General features: G+C 60.7%; 12 protein-coding genes. 4 read left to right on the forward strand and 8 right to left on the reverse strand.

Going from position 1 to position 18570, the window contains the following annotated elements:
- Positions 1-4: 4 nt before the first annotated feature.
- The 8 genes from ACWJKU_RS16230 to ACWJKU_RS16265 all read right to left on the reverse strand — a co-directional run bounded on the left by ACWJKU_RS16230 (position 5) and on the right by ACWJKU_RS16265 (position 11188).
- Positions 5-859, reverse strand: coding sequence for a glycosyltransferase (locus ACWJKU_RS16230; protein WP_454143911.1), 855 nt, complete (start codon positions 857-859; stop codon positions 5-7).
- Between the two features lie 17 nt (positions 860-876).
- Positions 877-1719 carry a glycosyltransferase family 2 protein gene (locus ACWJKU_RS16235; RefSeq protein ID WP_454143913.1) on the reverse strand — a complete coding sequence of 281 codons (843 nt, stop codon included), beginning with the start codon at positions 1717-1719 and terminating at the stop codon, positions 877-879.
- Positions 1720-1741: 22 nt separating this feature from the next.
- Complete coding sequence (locus tag ACWJKU_RS16240; RefSeq protein WP_454143915.1) at positions 1742-2737, reverse strand: methyltransferase domain-containing protein; 996 nt, start codon at positions 2735-2737, stop codon at positions 1742-1744.
- A 187-nt stretch (positions 2738-2924) separates the two neighbouring features.
- Positions 2925-4310, reverse strand: a complete 1386-nt coding sequence (locus ACWJKU_RS16245; RefSeq protein ID WP_454143917.1) for a lipopolysaccharide biosynthesis protein — start codon at positions 4308-4310, stop codon at positions 2925-2927.
- A gap of 4 nt (positions 4311-4314) precedes the next feature.
- Entirely contained in the window at positions 4315-5631 is a 1317-nt protein-coding gene (locus ACWJKU_RS16250; protein WP_454143919.1) for an O-antigen ligase family protein, read from the reverse strand.
- Positions 5632-6094: 463 nt separating this feature from the next.
- Positions 6095-8335: a polysaccharide biosynthesis tyrosine autokinase gene (locus tag ACWJKU_RS16255; RefSeq protein WP_454143921.1), complete on the reverse strand. Its 2241-nt coding sequence runs from the start codon at positions 8333-8335 to the stop codon at positions 6095-6097.
- A gap of 240 nt (positions 8336-8575) precedes the next feature.
- On the reverse strand, positions 8576-9718 hold the full coding sequence (locus ACWJKU_RS16260; protein ID WP_454143923.1) for a polysaccharide biosynthesis/export family protein: 1143 nt from the start codon (positions 9716-9718) through the stop codon (positions 8576-8578).
- 27 nt (positions 9719-9745) lie between these two features.
- Positions 9746-11188, reverse strand: coding sequence for an undecaprenyl-phosphate glucose phosphotransferase (locus ACWJKU_RS16265; protein WP_454143925.1), 1443 nt, complete (start codon positions 11186-11188; stop codon positions 9746-9748).
- 964 nt (positions 11189-12152) lie between these two features.
- Between ACWJKU_RS16265 and ACWJKU_RS16270 the strand changes: the two genes are divergently transcribed.
- From ACWJKU_RS16270 to ACWJKU_RS16285, 4 genes are read left to right on the forward strand one after another with little or no spacing between them, the layout of a single operon-like run.
- Positions 12153-12314: a hypothetical protein gene (locus ACWJKU_RS16270; protein WP_454143927.1), complete on the forward strand. Its 162-nt coding sequence runs from the start codon at positions 12153-12155 to the stop codon at positions 12312-12314.
- Entirely contained in the window at positions 12311-15631 is a 3321-nt protein-coding gene (locus ACWJKU_RS16275) for an efflux RND transporter permease subunit (protein ID WP_454143929.1), read from the forward strand. Before ACWJKU_RS16270 ends, ACWJKU_RS16275 begins: the two co-directional genes overlap by 4 nt.
- Complete coding sequence (locus ACWJKU_RS16280; protein WP_454143931.1) at positions 15615-16844, forward strand: efflux RND transporter periplasmic adaptor subunit; 1230 nt, start codon at positions 15615-15617, stop codon at positions 16842-16844. Before ACWJKU_RS16275 ends, ACWJKU_RS16280 begins: the two co-directional genes overlap by 17 nt.
- Before the next feature lie 29 nt (positions 16845-16873).
- Positions 16874-18418, forward strand: a complete 1545-nt coding sequence (locus ACWJKU_RS16285) for an efflux transporter outer membrane subunit (protein WP_454143933.1) — start codon at positions 16874-16876, stop codon at positions 18416-18418.
- Positions 18419-18570: the final 152 nt, after the last annotated feature.

An 18570-nucleotide genomic window follows, 5' to 3' on the forward strand; every position in this document is an offset into this window, starting at 1 on the left:
GGACTTATCTCCCATACGCGCAAAAGCCGCGCCAGATGCCGACCAGATTGTTATACGAATAAACCAATCTCTTCGGGTTCAGCAGTACGGCGGCCACGGTCATTTTCAGCAAAGGCGCGACAAACATCTTTCTGACAATGTAATACAGCATCGATAAATCGTATTCGTTGGTGAATTTTCGAATATAGGCGCCGACGCCCGCGGAATATAAAAGCATCCTGTCTGCGCCGACTTTATAGTTGTCCTTATCGGCATGATGAATCTTTATGGCGGGGTCGTAAAAAGCTTTGTTTCCGGCGCGCAGCAGCCGGTATAAAAGTTCGAATCCCTCCGCACCGGGATATTTCGACCCTATTCCGAAATCGTGATCCAGATGAAACTCGCTCCCATCCATTCTGGCTAGATTGAAAAAATGGGTAAACTCGACGCCCATCATGTAGAACTGCGAAAAGTATCTGGGCGATTTCGAATTAACGCCTATGCTGAACCGGGTTTCCGAGAAATCGTAAGAACCGGCCGACAGGATGGCGACATCCGGTTTGCTTCGGAATTTTTCGACCACCTTTTCCAGCACGTCTTTTTCGTAAACGCAATCGTCGTCCGGAAAAGCGACGATATCTCCTCGAACGAAGCGGATACCGTAATCTCTTGCCTTCGAATTTCCCTGGAAATCCACTTTTACATGCCTGACCTGAAACCGGATTTTATACGGCGAGAGGATGGAATCTATCTTTCCGTCCTCGTTTTGGTCGATGACGATCAGCTCGAAATCCCGATAAGTCTGATGTCGTAGAGAATTCAGAAAATGGATCAGCTCTGCGTCCCTTCCCAGAGTCGCCAGAATCAGCGAACATTTCATGGTAAATACCTCCTCCCTTATTCAGGGATTACCGTCGAGCAAGGTTTCGCGTTTCCGAAAAAACCCGCCTCCGATTCGCGCCCCGCCTTCGCTTGCAGGTATATCGTGGCTTCGTACCAGGCGAACATCAGCGCGAACTCCAGCCCCGCGGCGCCGTCCAGAAACCCGCGCCGCAAAACGTAGTGATACAGGAATCTGGCGAAAATCCTGAACGCCGAGCGCCCGAGCCGCACGCTCAGGCGGCCGCGCGCCGTCATCGCCGCACCTGCAGTAGGATGCAGGCGCACCTCCTGCGCCGCCTTGCCGACATGCTTGTGCATCCATTCGACGATTTCGCCGTGATAGAAATAATGGTCGTAGGGAATGGGCGAATACGAAATTCGGCAGGTATCGAGCACGGCTTCGCCGTGGCCGGTATGATTGGTGACGAATTTTGCGGTATCCCGGCGCACCAGTCTCGGATGATAAATCGGGTAACCGGGAGCATGATTCAGCCGCTTTCCGCGCAGATAAAGAATCGACGGCACCATGACGACGTCGGTCGAGTCCGAGGCGGCGATGTGCGACTCGAACCAGTTATAGAATTTCGCCGGATAAATCTCGTCCGCATCGATAAACAATACCCAGCGGCTTGGGATATTGCAGTGCCGGAGCGCGAAGTTGCGCTGCTCCGCAAATCCCGGCCAGGGATTTTCGTAAATCGTGCAGCCGTGCCGTTCGGCGATTTCGATAGTCCTGTCCGTACTTCCGGAATCCACGACGACAATGGGATATCGTTCGGGTATTCCGTCCAGGCAACGGGGGATATTGTCCTCCTCGTTTCTGGTCAAGATAACCACGGTCAGCATACGATCGTTCATATCATTTCTTCCGTTGAACCGGCTACGATTTGATGGCATACGTGCTGATGTACGAGCCCATTCCCAGCGCATTGATAACGCGGGCAAACGGCTGTTGCAGGTTCGTCACCAGGGATTCCAGGAAGGACGACAATCGTTTTCCGGCTTTTATGCGTTTCGACAGCGCGTTCGGTTGAATCCGGGTGGTCTGTTCCATTTTCATTACCTTAAATCCATGATGTTCCAGTAATAGTCTCAAACCGTTTTCAGTAAAGTAATTGACGTGCTCCGGCACCCATAAGCAGGCATTGTCCCGAGTGCCGAGCAACTTCACCGCGAACGATTCGAAATTGGGCACGGCGCAAGCCAAAACCCCGCCCGGCGCCAACAGCCCGGATACTTTTCTGACCGCCCGTTCCGGTTCCAAAAGGTGTTCCAGCACCTGCGACATCATGACAACGCCATAAGGTTCCGAATCCTCGAAAGACTCGAACATAAGGGGTATCGGCTCGTCTCCGTTGAGCTCTTTGAAAACGGTATTTTCATATTGGCCTGGATTGATGCTGACGGTGCGATAACCCTGTTTTCTGAGCGCCTGCGTGTAAAACCCGAAACCCGAACCGATATCCAGGGCTCTTTTGTTTTCCGAACCGTTATGCCGGTCGGCCTCGCGCGCCATGCGCGCGGCGTCCAGCGTGATGTTCGGGAACCTCGCTTCGCGCGCAAGGATGTCGGCGGCCGTCACCGGCCCGGCGAGCGCCTGTCCCGAGTACTGGTAGATGGTTTTCAGCCAATCCGCGTGCGGCGGCCGGTTCAAAAAGCCCGTGCCGCACTCGGAACAGCGCCAGATCCGAAACGCTTCGGCGCTGCCGTTCCGGGTGTACTGGTAGCGTTTCGTGCGCCAGAAGCGGAGATTTCCGCCGCCGCAAGCCACACACTCGCGCAGAAGTTCCCCGTAAACGGCGGAGCTCGCCGGCGCCGGTCCCGCATCGCTCTCGCCCCAGGCCGCTTCAGAGAAAAAATACAGAGGTATGGGCATTTACCGAACTCCTGCGGAATGAATTGAATTCATTTTCGAAATGCGACGCTTGCGAGCGGGGATCATCGTTCCGGTCAACGGCTTGTGGTGCGTAGGATGGGCAAAGGCCCTTAGGCCGTGCCCGTCATCTCGGGATTCGATGGGCACGCTACGCTTTGCCCATCCTACGAAGCTCTCCCTCCTCACCCTAGCCCTCTCCCAGAGGGAGAGGGGATTTTCGTACTACGCACGTCTCCTCCCGCCGAACCGTACCGATCTTCCGCCACGGTCTCGCCAGCACGGTCATGACCAACGCCTCGACGCCGAAATAAACGGGTGCGGCCAGGGCCGCGCCGATCAGTCCGTGCGCCTGGACCATGAGAGGAATGGCGACGGCCGCGGCGACGGCTCCGCACAAGCGGCCCGCCAGCAGGGGCCGGGTCCGCTTGACCGCCAGGAGCGGTTGCGCCGCCACCGTTCCCAGGGCTTGCAGCGCGCAGCCGGCGCCGATGATCGGCATCAGGACGGCCGCCGAACGATAGGCCTCCGCCAGCAGCAAGGCGGCCACCCAGTCCTTCAGTACGAACAGGGCGGCGACGCCCGCGACGCCCAGGGCGGCCACGCAGCCCAGCCAGATTCCGAAGATCCTGAACGCCTGCCCGGTTCGGCCCGCCGAAAAATGCTGGAAATAGACCGGCTGGAAAGTGCGCAACAGCACGATGGCGCTCCGGTTGAAGGCCTCGTTGGTCAGGGTGTAGGCGGCCGCGTAGACGCCCACGTCCGCCGCGCTCATCAGATAGCCGACGATATAGCGGTCGCCCAGGCCGCTGACCCAGGACAAGAATTCCATCGGAATCAAAGGCAGTGCGTAAGCCCAGGCATCCCGCCCGAAGCGCCGCAGAAGCGCCGGACGATACCGAGCCCGTTCGTTCGGTTTCGGCCTGTGAATGAATGACCACACCGTATTTGCGGCGATGCTGGCCAAAGCATAGCCGAGCAACACCCAGGCGGCGTTCGCGCCCCACAGCCATACCAGCAGAATGGCCAGCAGCGGCCGCAGAATGCTGTCGCTGGTCTGCCAAAGGCTGGCTTCGCGTTGCCGGCGCTCGCCGATCAACAACTGGAATCCCGTTTCCCGGCGCACGGTGGCTAAAAAAAGCAGGGCAGCGACCCCGAATAGCCCGGGATCGAACCCGGTCATTCGGCTGTACGCCGCCCCTCCAAACGCCAGAAACAACACGGCAACTAAACTTGAACGCGCGGCCAGGCCGCGCACGACCCGGTACAACGCCGCCCGCTGTCCCTGGTCCGGACACTCCGGCAGCAAGCGCATGCCCGCGCAGATGAAAGGATAGGCAAAAATGCCGACGCCGAGCGCCACGATGCCGGTCAGCAAGGCGACCTGCCCGTATACCTCGGGCGAAACCAATTCGGTAATGATCCGGGTGCCGAGCAGAAGCACGAGACCCGACCCGACCTGGCCGAACAAGGCCCAGGAGGCGTCCCCGAAAATCCGCCGGCCAGCGCCGGTCTCGGCGGATCTGCTCGCCGTCGCGCCGGTACGGCCGGACATGGCTTTTGCGCTCTTCCGCATGCCCTTACCCTAAATCGCTCTCCCAACGGGAGGGGGACTTGAACTCCCCTCTCCCCCTGACAGAAGGGCCGGGGGTGAGGGAGAGCGCGTCGAATTCAGGGCGCGCCGCAATAGACGGCCGTAAACCCGGCGCGCGCGCGGTTCCCAGCAGCGCGCCCCAGAGAAACATCAGCATCGCATTCTGCGGAAAATACTCCCAAAGATTGAACGGCAAGCCCGCCACGAAAATGAAGGTCATCACCAATCCTTTTTGCGGATAGCCGGACATCCTGGCCGACACCCAGGCGAACGCCAGATAAGCCAACAGGCCGATCAGCCCGTAACCGTTGAGCAAAAACAGGTACAGACTGTCCGAATCGAACTGGCCCGGAAAATGCTCGGCGCCGAACAGGACGTTGATGGTGTTGGAACCGAGCCCTAGCCCCCAGCCGAACAGAAGATCCGGCAGGTCGTTGATGTTGTTGCTCAGCATTCTTTGCCACAGCGTGATGCGGCCGTCCTGGGTGGGATCGGCATCGTCGCGGCCGCTCAGCAAAGGGCTCGACGCCAGCAGCAGCGCGCCGACCGCGAGCGCCGGAGCGGGCAGGATCAGCGCCCAGCGGTCGCGGGGGCGCACCGCCGAATAGAACTGGAAGAAAAGCACCAGGAAAGAACCGAGCAAGGCCGTCCGCGACCCGCTCAGCAAGGCCAGGAAGGTGGTCGCATACATCCATTTCCGGACCTTCGGCGCTTTGGCCAGGGCAAAGAAAAGCGTGCAGGTCGACATCGTCGCGCCGAACAGATTGGGACTGACGAAGGTGCCGAACGGACGTCCGCCGCCCAGAATCGACACACCGACCAGAGGCGGCGACCACAGCGCCTGAGCGATGGCCAAGACGCCTTGCAGGACGATGTAATAACGCAGATAGGCCGTGAATTTCCGAACCACGTGTTCGCCCGCGCCCAGCCTCGCCGTCATGAAGCCGATCAGCGCCAGCGGCAGGTATTCGAACACCCGGAGCCCGGCCAGCGGCACCACCAGCGGCAAATCCAGAAACAGCGCGTAGGCGACCTCGAACAGCGCATAGCTCGCGACCACCGCAAGAAAAGCGAACATCGAGCCCGTCGCCGCGCCGTTCCAGAACCGCCGCTCCAGCGCCGCATAGGCGATCACGATCACCAGCATCACTTCGCGCAAGATGCGCAACCCGAAATCCTGCTCCCCGTAAACCTCCTTGACCCCGTTCCACGCCGATTCGACCTGAGGCAGCGACGCGAGCGCCGATACGCTTACCAGAGCGATCAGGAGTACGGGCAGGTCTTTTTCGAGTCGGATTTTCATCGGTTAAAACGTTTTTGGCAGTTGCAGTGCCAATCTCTATAAGGTGCCGCTAACGCGGCGGTGGTTTTAAATGCGGGTTTCGCCCCGCAGACGAGTTCCTTTTCTTTGCTTGCCCAAAGAAAAGGAACCAAAAGAAAGGGCACCCGGATGGCGCGCTGACCCTGCGCGTCGCCATCCGGAACCGAAGGCGACAAAAGGCACGTCCCTGTGCCGTTGTCGCCGCGCGGCTTCCTGCCGCGCCCCTCACGGGCCGATCCGGCTCCAGACAGCAATGCTCGGGCGCGCCATACGGGATGAATGTAAAACGCTCTCCGCTTACGTAAGTAAGTAATTGTCCCGTTTGCCGCGCCGAGCACCGGAACTTTCGGCCGGAGTAGCCCGCGTGCGGGGCGGCACCCCGCTTTAAAACAAATCCCCGCCGAAGGCGAACATCTCCTTCTTTCAACATTGCGTCAAACTCCTTCTAAACCGCCTTCGGATACGCATACCCGTAATACGGGTAATACGACGAACCTTCCTTCATGTCGTTCATGATGAAGCCGTTCGGCTTGATGCCCACGTGCTGGAAGCGGCGGAAGCTGACTTCCAGTTCCTGCGCGGTGTAGCGCCCTTCCTTGACCACCAGGAAGGTGGCGTCGGCATGCTTCCCGATGACGGCGGCGTCGGTGGCGCCGAGGATCGGCGGCGAATCGATCACGATATGGTTGTAGAAGGCCTTGAGGTCCTCCAGGATGGCGTCCAGGCCGCCGAGCACCAGCAATTCCGCCGGATTGGAAACGTTCCGTCCTCTCGAAATGAAGTCCACGCCTACGTCGGGAAGGCTGGTGATCGCCTCGGCCAGCGAAGCCGACCCGCTGAGGAGTTCGGACAGCCCCATTTCCTTGTCGACCGAGAAAGCCTCGTGCAGCCGGCCGTTGCGAAGGTCGGCGTCGATGATCAGCACCCGCTTCCGGATGCTCGCCAAGAGCGCCGCCAGATTGGAGCTGACGAACGACTTGCCCATGCCCGGCGCGGGACTGCTGATCATGATGACCTTGCTTTCGTCGCTCGCCAGAGTGGCTTCCAAAGTCGTCCTAAGGCCGCGCAGCGATTCGACCGAGATGTCGTGCGGGTCCCGGCTCGCCAGCACGGCGGGGCGGTCCTGACGCTGCTCGACCGATCGCGCCAGGCGCTTCTGCTTCTTGCTGTGCGGGATGGCGGCGTAAAGCGGAATCCCGACCCGATATTCCAGCAGCGCGGGGTAATTGTCGTGGCGCTGCAGCGAGTTCCGCAGGAACACGATCGCCGAACCCGCGGTCACGCCCAGCACGCCGGCGATGGCCAGCAGGAGCATCGGCTTGGGCCAGTACGGTTTTTCCGGCGCCACCGCAAAATCGACGATGCGGGAATTGCCGATCGACCCGGCCGCGGCAATCCGCTGCTCCTGGGCGCTGTTCAACAGCGAGGTATACAGCTCGGTGTTGACCTGAACGTCGCGGGACAGCCCCACCATGTTTTGCTGCGTGCGCGGCAGTTCCTTGATCCGCTTGTTCAAATCCGCCAGCTTGCGCTCGACCCGGCCGATCTGGGCCTTGGTGGCGATCATGTCGGGGTGCGCATCCTCGAGACGCTGGTTCTGTTCCTCGTATTTCTGTTTGAGCTGGATGCCCAGGGTTTCCATTTCCGCTGCCTGCTTCAGCAGCACCTCGGCTTCGGCGGAAATGTCGATCGCGCCATGCTGCTGGCGGTAAGCGCTCAACGCCTGCTCCGCGCGTTCCAGTCGCTCCTTCACGATCGGCAACTGGCTTTCGAGAAAGGCCAATTTTTGCCCGGCTTCCGCCGACTCCCAGTTCACCGTCGCATTCACGTAGGTGGTGGCGATGTCGTTGACTGACTTGGCGAGCTGCTGCGGGTCGCGGCCCTTGAGTTCGACGTTGAGGATATCGGTATCCTTGGACGCTTCCTTGACGGAGAACGCCTTCTTCAGTTTTTCGATGGCCGTCAGCCGGCTCTCCCGGCGCAGGTTGAAATGGGTGCCGGGATGGGCCTTGAGTTCGGAGACCTTGATGATGACGGGTTTCTCTTCACCCAAGCCGATTTCGACGGCATCGCCCACCTGTCCCTCGGCCAGTCGTTCGCCCTTGGGTCCGAGCAGCCGAAAGCGCGCCCCGTCGAGAGCGATCAGGGTGAAATCCTTCCCCAGATAGCGATCCGGAACGCCGAAGTCGGCGATGCCGAGCTTCTCGCCGCCGAAAGCCCAGCGGCCGAAGCCCCACCAGGCGCCGGCCACGCCGTCGTGGGGATCGTGCCAGCGCGCCAGCGTCTCGCCGATCAGCGGCAAATAACGGGGCGAGGCTTCCACCGTCAGGTTCAGGCCGTCCACGACTTTGCCGAGCACCGAGCGGGATCTCAGAATTTCGACCTCGCGCTGCGCCCTCGGGCTTTCCGCCTCGGCCGGTGACTGGTTGGCCTCGCTGCGTAGCGGGGCGGTGAGCAGCGCCTTGTTCTTGTCGATCCGCAACAAGGCGTCCGCCTTGTAGGTGCGAGGCGCGAAGACCAGATAGACCGCCGTCACCAGCAACACCGACGCGAGCGTCAACAAGATGGTTTTCCTGCCTTCGAGCAACAGATCGACATAGTCCCTGATGCTGACGCCCGGTTCCTCGAGCCGCGGCAGATTCGGCGGCGGAAGCAGGCTGATCTCGTGTTGACCGTGCATATTCATGACTCAATCCAGGTATCGATTCGGTTAAAAGAGTCGCAAATCCGTTCGCACTTTCGAAGTCGCTCAAGGCAGTAGGATGGGCTGAACGAAGTGACAAACCGGCAGGACAGACGGTTTGCACGGCAAAGCCGCCCATAGGGTGCCGGACAGGGATGTCCGGCATGAACCGCATCGTTCGCGATTGATGCGGTTCCTTCGTCACCGCATCCTACGTGCTTTTCCGGCCTACCCAAAAATCCGTCAGAACCCATAGAACGCTCCGCGCGTCATGACCTGGCTGAAGGACGACGGCAGCAACTGGTTGAGCACCCTAGACCATTGGGTGACGCCCGCCGTGCCCACGAAAACGATGTCGTGCGGCTGCAACGAAAATTGCTCGGCCAGGATCAAGGCGTCGGGCGATTCCCCGTTGAGCTGGAAAATTTCCGGCTTGGCCTGTCCGGCCCGGATCACGTAAATCTCCTCCGTATTGGAGGTGTTGAAGTCGACCCCGTTGGCCTCCGAAATGGCCTGGGCGAGCGTCAGCTTGCCCTTGTGGATTTGCAGCGCCTGCTGCCGGCCCACTTCACCCGTGACGAATACCTTGCTGTCGTAGCGGTCGGGCACGTTGAGCACGTCGCCGTCCATCAGCAGCAGGTTCTGGCCGTTGTTGCCCTGTTCGTAAAGCGCCTGGAGATTGATCGGATAGAGCTTGTCGCCGCGCGCCAGGGTCACGTGGCTCAAATCCGCCTCCAGCGTCACCCCGCCCGCGCGGCTGATGGCTTCGGCGACGGTGAGCGGCGTCTCTTCCATCGGCAGGACGCCGGGACTCTTTACTTCGCCGACCACGTTGACCCTGTGGGCCTGGAACGCGAGCACGCGGACGTCGAGCTTGACCCGCTTGAAATATTTGGAAAGCCCCTGGCTCAGCAGGTCCCTGATCTCGGTCACGGTTTTATCCGCCACGTGAACGGTGCCGACGTAGGGATAAAAAATCGTGCCGTCGTCCTGAACCACCTTGCCGGCCAGTTCGGGAGGAATATCCTCGCCGCCCGGATCGTTGAGTTCGGGATGGTCCCAAAACGTGATCTGCAAGCGGTCGTGCGGCCCGACCCGGTACGGTTTCGCCTCCGCATTCGGCAGAACGAGACTGTTGGCGTCTTGCAGCCGCGCGTTTTCCCGCTCGATGATCAGATCGGCGGTGATCGGAACGACCGTTACCTTTTCCTTGACCAGCTTGCCGTCCTTCATGACCGGCACGGTCGCGTCCGAAAGCTCGCCGCCCCGCTTCATGTCCATGCCCGGCGTCAGCGAGCAGCCGGGGAGAAAAACGGCCAGCCACAGAGCCACGACCGCGGCGCCCGGCTTTCCGACCCGCGAACCCAAGGTTGACGATGCGTTCATCTCTTACCCCCTCCCGCAAGACCTGCATCAATAAGCATTCTTGTTGACGAAGCCGGACACGACCGTTCTCATGGCAATCTCCAGATCGAACCACACCGACCAGTTCTGGATGTAATACAGATCGTGCTCGATACGCTTGGCGAGATCGGTGTCGCCGCGCCAGCCGTTCACCTGGGCCCAGCCGGTGATGCCGGCTTTCACCATGTGCTTCTTCATGTAATTCGGCACCCGATCCTTGAACACTTCCACGAAATCCGGGCGCTCCGGCCTCGGCCCCACCAGCGACATGTCGCCCTTGAGCACATTGATGAGCTGCGGCAGTTCGTCGAGGCTGGTCTTGCGCAGGAAGGCCCCGAACGGCGTGGCGCGGTTTTCGCCGGGCTTGGCCCAGACCGGACCGGTCTTCGCCTCCGCGTTCACCGGCATGGAACGGAACTTCAGCATGACGAAGGAACGATTGTTCCAACCCACCCGCACCTGCCGGTAGAACACCGGCCCCGGCGAACCGAGCTTTACCCCGGCGGCGATCAGCAGCATCAGAGGGCTCGCCAGGATCAACAGGATCAGCGCCAACAGACGGTCTTCGATTTCCTTGATGTAGCGATTGATGCCGTGCAGCGGCGACACCGAAATATCCAGCGTCGGAATGCCGGCGACATCGTTCAGGTTGAGGAACTTGCTCATCTTGAAGGCGAGGCAGTCGATCACCAGCCGAATGCTGACCGGCAAATGGCGCAACTCGTGCAGCACCTGCTCCGCGCGCGCCTCGCCCTTGAACGGAAACGCCACCCACACTTCGTCGACGGCCTCCCTAGCCACGAGAGCGGCCAAATCCTTCAATCCGCCCAGCCGCGGTAACGAAACCTCTCCGGTCATGTCCCTGGGCTTGGCGCGGTCGTCGACATAACCGATCACCTGCAAACCGGCCCACGGCGAATCGTTCAACTGCCGGCTGGCGGCGACCGCCATCCGATTCAGCCCGACCATCACGATCCGGCCTTGCTGCCAGCCGCGGGCGCGCAACACCCGCAGCACCCGCGAAAGCACCGCCCGCGAAAGCACCGCCCGCGAGAGCACCACGAAGAGAAAGCCCAGCACGCCCCAGGTCGCGATCCAGCGATAGCTGGAACCGAGCCAGACATGCAGCCGGACCAGGGCGACGATCGACACGACCGAAACCAAGGTCAAAACCCAGGCGCGCAGGATGCGGACGACCTCCCCCCGCATCGCGTCGTTCCGCCAGGGACGATAAATCTGCCCGATCTCGAAAAAGATGATGGCGCCCAGAATGCCGAGCGCGATCACGACCCGGTGATCCTGATCGACGACGGACTTTTGATGCCAGAAATAAAAAGCGACCCAGGCGGCGGCCAGCAGCATCGCGACGTCGAGCACCCTCAGCAGCACGATCACCGTGTGGCCATACTGCTTGTAAAGTCCCCTGAATACGCTTCCAAAACCGAGTGGCATGTTCGTGAACCTCTTGTTATTCCTCGCGACATCGAGAAGGGCTGCTTCCTGTGCGCGTCCTTGCGCATGGGAGCGGAAGCAGCCTTCGAGGATTAGCCTACGGGAGCAAGATGAGTGAACGGCCGAGGGAAAAATTAAAATCGGATGAGGATCGGATTATTTTTGAGATGAGGGATTTCGGAACGGTATCTATTCGCCGGCCAGGATAGATTGCGAATGGCCTTGGTGCGGGAGCGGGTTCGATCGCGGGCCGGGGCCTGTTATTGCGATAAAGCTTTATTTTTAGGCGGTGGTTTTCAGCCACCCCCCGGCACATCGAGGTTGATATCAACCGGCATTGATCTCACCCCATCACAACGCATTGATTCCATTTACAAAAAAACATGGCATCAATGCTGCTTACCGCATATTGGCGGGCACCTCGAAAAACCGATCCCGTTCAGGCTTCGACAGGTTCGGCATGAACGGAACCGATCGATCCGATGGGAACCGTTCGCACCGAGCGGGGCGAAGTGCACGGTTTTTCGAGGCGCCCTAACCTAATCCGGCCGACGGAAACGACCTGAAAGCCCTAAGCCCTCATCCCCGGCCCTTCTCCCGGAGGGCGAAGGGAATTTGCCCCCTCTCCCTCCGGGAGATCAGCGGCGCCACCACTTTGTGGCCGGCCAGATATGAGAGGACGAAGGGCGTTTGGCCCCTCGCCCTCCGGGAGCGGGGATGGGGTGAGGGCCTGCGGCGGCCGGCGCGGCCTGGCGGTCATTCCGGCGATTCAACCGCGGTTTTTAGGATGAAGAACTCTTGCCCGAGCACGGGATCGACCGTAATTACGGATACCGGCACAACCCATGAGTCGAAGGCCGTACTGATCGCAAACGGATTTTCATGCCCGCCATGCGTCGTCATTCGAAAAGGTATTCAAAAGCAGGACTTTATGACGCATCACGGCCGCTAGATCGAGGTATGAATGGTTTTTTGCTTAACGATCGCCGTCGGCGAGGCGGTATATCCGGCACTGGTCAAAGGAGCTGTTTTTGCTGGCATTAAAGTAAAAACAAAAGCTCTCCCGCCGGAAAGCCGTGCTCGAATGGCTGAAAAACGAATCGCTCTCGGCGGACTTCGCGTATGAACAAGCTTGTCGTCATTGCCCTGCGAAGGCCTTATACCTTCGTCGTTCTTTCGATATTGATCGTGTTGTTCGGAATCAAATCGGCGCTGCAAGCGCCCACCGATGTCTTTCCGAATATCAAGATTCCCGTCACCTCCGTAGTCTGGGCCTATGACGGCCTGTTGCCGAAGGATGTCGAGGGGCGCATCACCTATATATTCGAGCGCTTCCTGACCTCGACGGTGGAGGGCATCAAATACATCCAGAGCCATTCTTACTTCGGCAGCAGCATCATCAACATCTTCTTGCAGGACGGAATCGAGACCGGCGGCGCCGAGGCCGATATCGCGGCGATCGCACAAACGGTGGTCAAAGCGTTGCCGCCGGATATCTCCCCGCCCATGATCATGAAGCTCGCCCCCTCCTCGGTGCCGGTCGCGACGCTGCAAGTCACGTCCGACACGCTGACGCCGGCGGAGCTCTTCAACCTTTCCATCATGCGCATCCGTCCGCTGCTGGTCACCGTGCCGGGGGCGATCCTGCCGCATCCCTACGGCGGGCAGGACATGCAGATCATGGTCAATCTCGACCAGCAGAAACTCTTGGCCCGGCATCTCACCCCGGCCGACGTGCACAAGGCCCTCAGTCAGCAGAACCTCGTGCTGCCGGGCGGCGACATGAAAATCAAGTCCACCGACTGGATCGTCCTGACCAACGCCTCCGCGCTGCAACTCGAAGAGTTCAACAACATCCCGATCAAGCGAGAGGGAAACGCCTTCATCTATTTGCGCGACGTCGCCGACGTGCGTCTGGCGGGCCGGGTGCAAACGAATTCGGTGCTGGTGGACGGCAAACAGTCGGTCATGATCGTCGTCATGAAGAGCAGCGAAGCGTCGACTCTAGAGGTGGTCGACGGCATCAAGGAGATGATCCCGCGCATCGAAAAGGTCATGCCCGAAGGCGTGAAAGTCAAACTCATCAACGATGCCTCGACCTTCGTCAAGGATTCGATTTCGGACGTCGTGCACGAAATGCTGACCGCCGCCGCGCTGGTGGGTCTCATCGTGCTGCTGATGCTCGGCTCCTGGCGGCCGACGCTGATCATCGCCACCACGATTCCGCTCTCCATTCTGATCTCGGTCATCGTCCTGCACGAGATAGGCCAATCGATCAACGTCATGACCTTGGGCGGGCTGGCGCTGGCCGTGGGCGTTCTCGTCGACAACGCCACCGTGATGATCGAGAACATCGACACTCACATGGCCATGGGCAAGCCGCTCGAAACCGCCATCATCGATGCCGCCAATCAGATCGTACTCCCGACCTTCGTCGCCACCCTGGCCATCGCGATCGTCTGGTTCCCGCTGTTCGAGCTCAGCGGAGTATCCGGCTGGCTGTTCATGCCGATGGCGGAAGCCATCATCTTCGCGATGCTGGCCTCCTTCGCCCTGTCGTTCACGCTGCTGCCGACCATGGCGAAGTATCTTCTGGTCGACCACAACGCGCCCGAGGCGCATCCGCATCCCGGGCATCCCGAAATCGACGAATCTGCCGAGGCGATCTATGAGTTGACCAACCGGGAGTCCGAGGAAGAAGCGCTGGCCAACATCGGCGGCACTCATTTCGCCGTACCGGTGCCGGACCCCGAGCACGAGGCCGGGCGGGCGCGAAGTTTCTTCGGCCGCATCCAGCAGCGGTTCGAACGCGGCTTCAACCGGTTTCGCGATCGCTACCGGGCATGGCTCGAACGGGCGATCGCCCGGCGCGCGGCTTTCGTCAAAATCGCCCTGACGCTGGCGCTGGGTTCCCTGGTTCTGTTTTATTTCAACGGGCGCGACTTCTTCCCCGAGATCAAGTCGGGGACCTTGCAGATGCACATGCGGGCGCCACTCGGCACGCGCATCGAGGTTTCGGGGCGGATCGCCTCCCTCGTCGCCAAGGATATCGCGCAGTTACTGCCCGGTCAGGTCGAAGGCGTCATCAGCAATTGCGGCCTTCCGGTCGGACCGCATAACCTCGCCTTCATTCCGACGCCGACGATCGGTTCGCAGGACTGCGACATGACCATCTCCTTGAAGGATGAAAAGTCGCCGGTATGGGACTATCGGCGCATTCTTCGCAAAGGCCTGAAGGAGCGCTATCCGGGCACCGAATTCACCTTCCAGCCCTCCGATCTGACCGCGAAGATCCTCAACTTCGGCTCGCCCGCCCCGATCGACGTGCAGATCAACGGCCCGGATGTCGACGACAACTATGAGTTCGCCCGCAAGCTGGCGGGCAAACTGCGCCGCATTCCCGGCGCTGCCGACGTGGTGATTCAGCAGACCATGCGCACCCCCACCCTGCTGGTCGATGCCAACCGCTCGTTCGGGCTGGGCGTCAACCTCACCCAGAAGGATTTCGGCGACAATCTGCTCATGACGACCGCCGGCAGCCAGCAGGTCGATCAGCAATATTGGCTCGATCGCAAGACCGGCATGTCCTACCGGATCAACGTCTACACGCCGCAATCCCAACTGACGAGCCTGAACGATCTGTTGACCGTCCCGGTCGATCGCGACGGCGGCGACTCGTCGGAAACGGATCCGGACCCGAAACTGCTCGGCAATGTGGCCCGATTGTCGGCGGTCGGAACGCCGGGCGTGATCACGCACGGCAACATCATGCCGCTGTTCGACATTTATGTCTCCGCCGAAGGGCGCGACCTCGGCGCGGTGTTGGCAGATGTGGAAAAAGCGGCGCACAGCATAGAGAAGGAAATGCCGCGCAGCGCGGAGCTGGCCATTCGCGGTCAAGCGGAAACCATGCGCCATACCTACGTCGAGATGATCGGCGGTCTCGTCGCCGCGATCGTGCTGGTTTATCTCCTGATCGTCATCAACTTTCAGTCCTGGCTCGATCCCTTCATCATCATTTCGGCCTTGCCCGGCGCCTTGGCGGGCATCGCATGGTGTTTGTTCCTGACCCACACGAATATTTCCACGCCGGCGCTGACCGGCGCCATCATGACCATGGGCACGGCGACCGCCAATTCGATCCTGGTCGTGGCCTACGCTCGCGAGCGTCTCGAACTGCACGGCGATGCGCTCAAGGCCGCGATCGAAGCCGGAACCGCCCGCCTCCGCCCGGTACTCATGACTGCCGCGGCCATGATCATCGGCATGCTGCCGATGTCGCTGGGAAACTCCCAAAACGCTCCGCTCGGGCGCGCCGTCATGGGCGGTCTGGCGGTAGCCACCGTATTCACCGTTTTTTTCGTGCCGTGCGTGTACGCCATCGTCTATAACCGGCGCACGGTCCGCCAACAGGAGAATGACTCATATGAAAGCCGTACGTGAGAGGTTCCTGCGAGGTAGAGGACTGGCTTTCACCTCGATCCTGGTTTGCGTGCTGTATCTGGGCTATCGGGTCTACGAGAGCCAGCTCGGCGCCGCCGTGCTGCGCGAGGAAACGCTCGAAGCGGCCGTACCGACGGTGTCGGTCATCTATGCCAAAACGGCGGCGCCGGCCGAGACCATCACGCTCCCAGGCAATATTCAGGCCTGGTTCGAGGCGCCGATCTACGCGCAGGTCTCGGGCTATGTGAAGACGTGGGACAAGGATTACGGCGCCGAGGTGCAAAAGGGCGACGTTCTCGCGGAGATCAATGCTCCGGCGCTCGACGCCCAATACGAGCAGGCCAAGGCGGACCTGGAATCGGAGCGCGCCAAATACGCTCTGGCCGAATTGACCGCGAAACGCTATCTGGCGCTCCGCACCAACCATGCGGTCTCGGAGCAGTCGATCTCGGTGCAGGTCGCGGAGGCGAAAGCCCAGGCGGCGAAGGTCAGGGCGGCGGAGCAGAACGTCAGGAATTTCGAGGCGCTGATTCGCTTCAAAACCATCGTTGCGCCCTACGACGGCGTGGTGACCGTGCGCAACATCAACGTCGGGGACTATGTCAACAAGGAAGGCACGATCAGCACCCCGGGCGCCATCAGCAATCTCTTTACCGTGGCCGACATCCACACCATGCGGCTCTTCGTCAATGTGCCGGAGTCCTTCGGAGTTTTCCTCCAACCGGGACTGACGGCCGACGTGACGGTGCCGCAACTGCCCGATCGTCATTTCACGGCCAAATTCCTGACCGTCGCCCGCGGCTTCGATCAGAACACCCGCACCGCGGTCACCGAATTCACCATCGATAACGAGGATAAAGCGCTGTGGCCCGGCTCGTACGCTACGGTTCGCCTGACGGCGCCCGTCGACCGCGGCGTGCTGGTCATTCCTTCCAGCGCGATGGTGTTCCAGGAGCGCGGGGCGGAAGTGGCCGTGATATCCGGCGAGAACCGCGTTCACTTCAAGCCGATCGCTATCGGCAGAATCCTGGACTCGGCGATCGAGGTGACCGAGGGCATCTCCAAAACCGATCGCATCGTGAACAACCCCAGCGCCGCTCTGCTCGAGGGAGATCAGGTCCGCATCGTCAAGCCGGCGCCCGGCTACGACCTCGCTCAAGAAGCGGCCGAGCCGGAAAAACTCTCTGCAACAGAGCATTCCCCGTCCCCATGACGGGCATGCCTTTACCTGTGAAATCCGAAATGTCACGTTTCTTTCGCACCTGCGTACGGCGCGGCGGCATGTTACTGCTGCCGGTCGGCTTGTCGGCTTGCCTGAGAGGTCCGGCGGTCGATCTGGCGCCCGCCTATGAGCCGGCCCAATTCGTGACCCCCGCCTCATGGCACGGTTCGAGCCCCTTCGTCGAGGCGAAACCGTCGGACGGCGAATTGCGCCCGGACTGGTGGAAACTCTTCAACGATCCGGTACTGAACCGGCTGGAAGCGCAGGCCATGGCGGCCAACCCGGAGCTGCAAGCCGCCGCCGAGCGCTTCGTACAGGCCCGCGATGAGATGATGAAGGTTCGTTCCGGCCTCATCCCGCAAGCCGGCATCGAATTCGGCGCATCGAACAACAGGCAATCCGAAAACAGCCTTTTCCACGCGCCGGGCTCTCGAATCAATGACTCGACCGTCATCGGCGGGGGGCTCGCCTCTTGGGAACCGGACTTTTGGTCGGCAATCCGCAATGCGACCCGCGCCGAGATCTACCGCGCCGAAGAACGCGCCGCCGATTTCGGACTCGCGCGCCTCGGCCTACAGGCGGAAATCGCGACGGATTACTTCACGCTGCGCGCCTACGATGTGCAGGCCGCGATCTATGAGCAATCGATCGCCCTTTACAAACAATCGCTGGACCTCGTCAAATCCCAGTTCGCCGGCGCGATCGCCTCGGCGCTCGACGTGGCCCGCGTCGAATCCCTGCTGTTCAGCACGGAGTCCAAATTGGCTCAGGTCCAAGGCCAGCGCGAAGTGGCGGAGCACGCCATCGCCATCCTCGTCAACCAGGTGCCGACAAACTTCAAGATCGAGCCGGTCGATGCCCTCCCGCCGGCGAATTTCAGGATTCCTTCGAAAATTCCGTCCACCCTGCTCGAACGCCGCCCCGACATCGCCGCGATGGAGCGCCGAATGGCGCAAGCGAATCGGGAGATCGGCATCGCCCGCGCCGCGTTTTATCCGAATGTATCTTTCCGGTTCGACGGCGGGTTCGAGGATAACGGTTTCAACCTCATCAAGCTGGCCAGCAGTTTTTGGTCCTACGGCGCCGCCGTTTCGCTGCCCATCTTCCAGGGGGGCTTTCGCCGGGCTCAATTGCAGCAATCCTGGGCGGCCTATCGCGAGACGGAAGATTTATACCGCTCGACGGTACTCAATGCCTTTCGCGAGGTGGAGAACGGTTTGAGCCTGACGAACCGGCTGACCGCGGCGGCCGAACGCCAGGACGCCACCGTCGGGGCCACGCTCAAAACGCAGAATTTGACCACGGAGCTCTATCGGGGCGGCCTGGCTTCTAGCCTCGAGCTCATTTACGCGCAGGTGGCCACGCTCACGGCCCGCATCGACGCGATACAGATCAAGGCAGACCTGCTGAGGGCCTCGGTCGCGCTCGTCCGAGCGCTCGGCGGGGGCTGGGACCGCAAGCAATTGCCCAGCGACGAGCAGATCCAGCCTTTCGGTACTTTCCAATACACTCATCTCGACAAACCGCCGCCCGCGGGGGGAATCGACGTCAAGACGGGCAAGTGATCCGGGGATGAATGAACCTAAAAACCGCCGTCGAATCGCCGAAATGACCGCCAGGCCACGCCGGCCGCCGCAGGCCCTCACCCCATCCCCGCTCCCGGAGGGCGAGGGGCCAAACGGGTACAAACCGGTATGATCCTTTACAAAATGGACCT

The organism is Methylocaldum sp. MU1018, assembly GCF_053646775.1.

Excerpts from the sequence above, each read along its gene's own strand:
- ACWJKU_RS16265 (WP_454143925.1), bottom strand. The coding sequence starts at position 11,188 with ATGCCACTCGGTTTTGGAAGCGTATTCAGGGGACTTTACAAGCAGTAT.
- ACWJKU_RS16245 (WP_454143917.1), bottom strand. The coding sequence starts at position 4,310 with ATGCGGAAGAGCGCAAAAGCCATGTCCGGCCGTACCGGCGCGACGGCG.
- ACWJKU_RS16260 (WP_454143923.1), bottom strand. The coding sequence starts at position 9,718 with ATGAACGCATCGTCAACCTTGGGTTCGCGGGTCGGAAAGCCGGGCGCC.
- ACWJKU_RS16280 (WP_454143931.1), top strand. The coding sequence starts at position 15,615 with ATGAAAGCCGTACGTGAGAGGTTCCTGCGAGGTAGAGGACTGGCTTTC.
- ACWJKU_RS16270 (WP_454143927.1), top strand. The coding sequence starts at position 12,153 with ATGGTTTTTTGCTTAACGATCGCCGTCGGCGAGGCGGTATATCCGGCA.
- ACWJKU_RS16275 (WP_454143929.1), top strand. The coding sequence starts at position 12,311 with ATGAACAAGCTTGTCGTCATTGCCCTGCGAAGGCCTTATACCTTCGTC.
- ACWJKU_RS16255 (WP_454143921.1), bottom strand. The coding sequence starts at position 8,335 with ATGAATATGCACGGTCAACACGAGATCAGCCTGCTTCCGCCGCCGAAT.
- ACWJKU_RS16235 (WP_454143913.1), bottom strand. The coding sequence starts at position 1,719 with ATGAACGATCGTATGCTGACCGTGGTTATCTTGACCAGAAACGAGGAG.
- ACWJKU_RS16285 (WP_454143933.1), top strand. The coding sequence starts at position 16,874 with ATGTCACGTTTCTTTCGCACCTGCGTACGGCGCGGCGGCATGTTACTG.
- ACWJKU_RS16240 (WP_454143915.1), bottom strand. The coding sequence starts at position 2,737 with ATGCCCATACCTCTGTATTTTTTCTCTGAAGCGGCCTGGGGCGAGAGC.
- ACWJKU_RS16250 (WP_454143919.1), bottom strand. The coding sequence starts at position 5,631 with ATGAAAATCCGACTCGAAAAAGACCTGCCCGTACTCCTGATCGCTCTG.
- ACWJKU_RS16230 (WP_454143911.1), bottom strand. The coding sequence starts at position 859 with ATGAAATGTTCGCTGATTCTGGCGACTCTGGGAAGGGACGCAGAGCTG.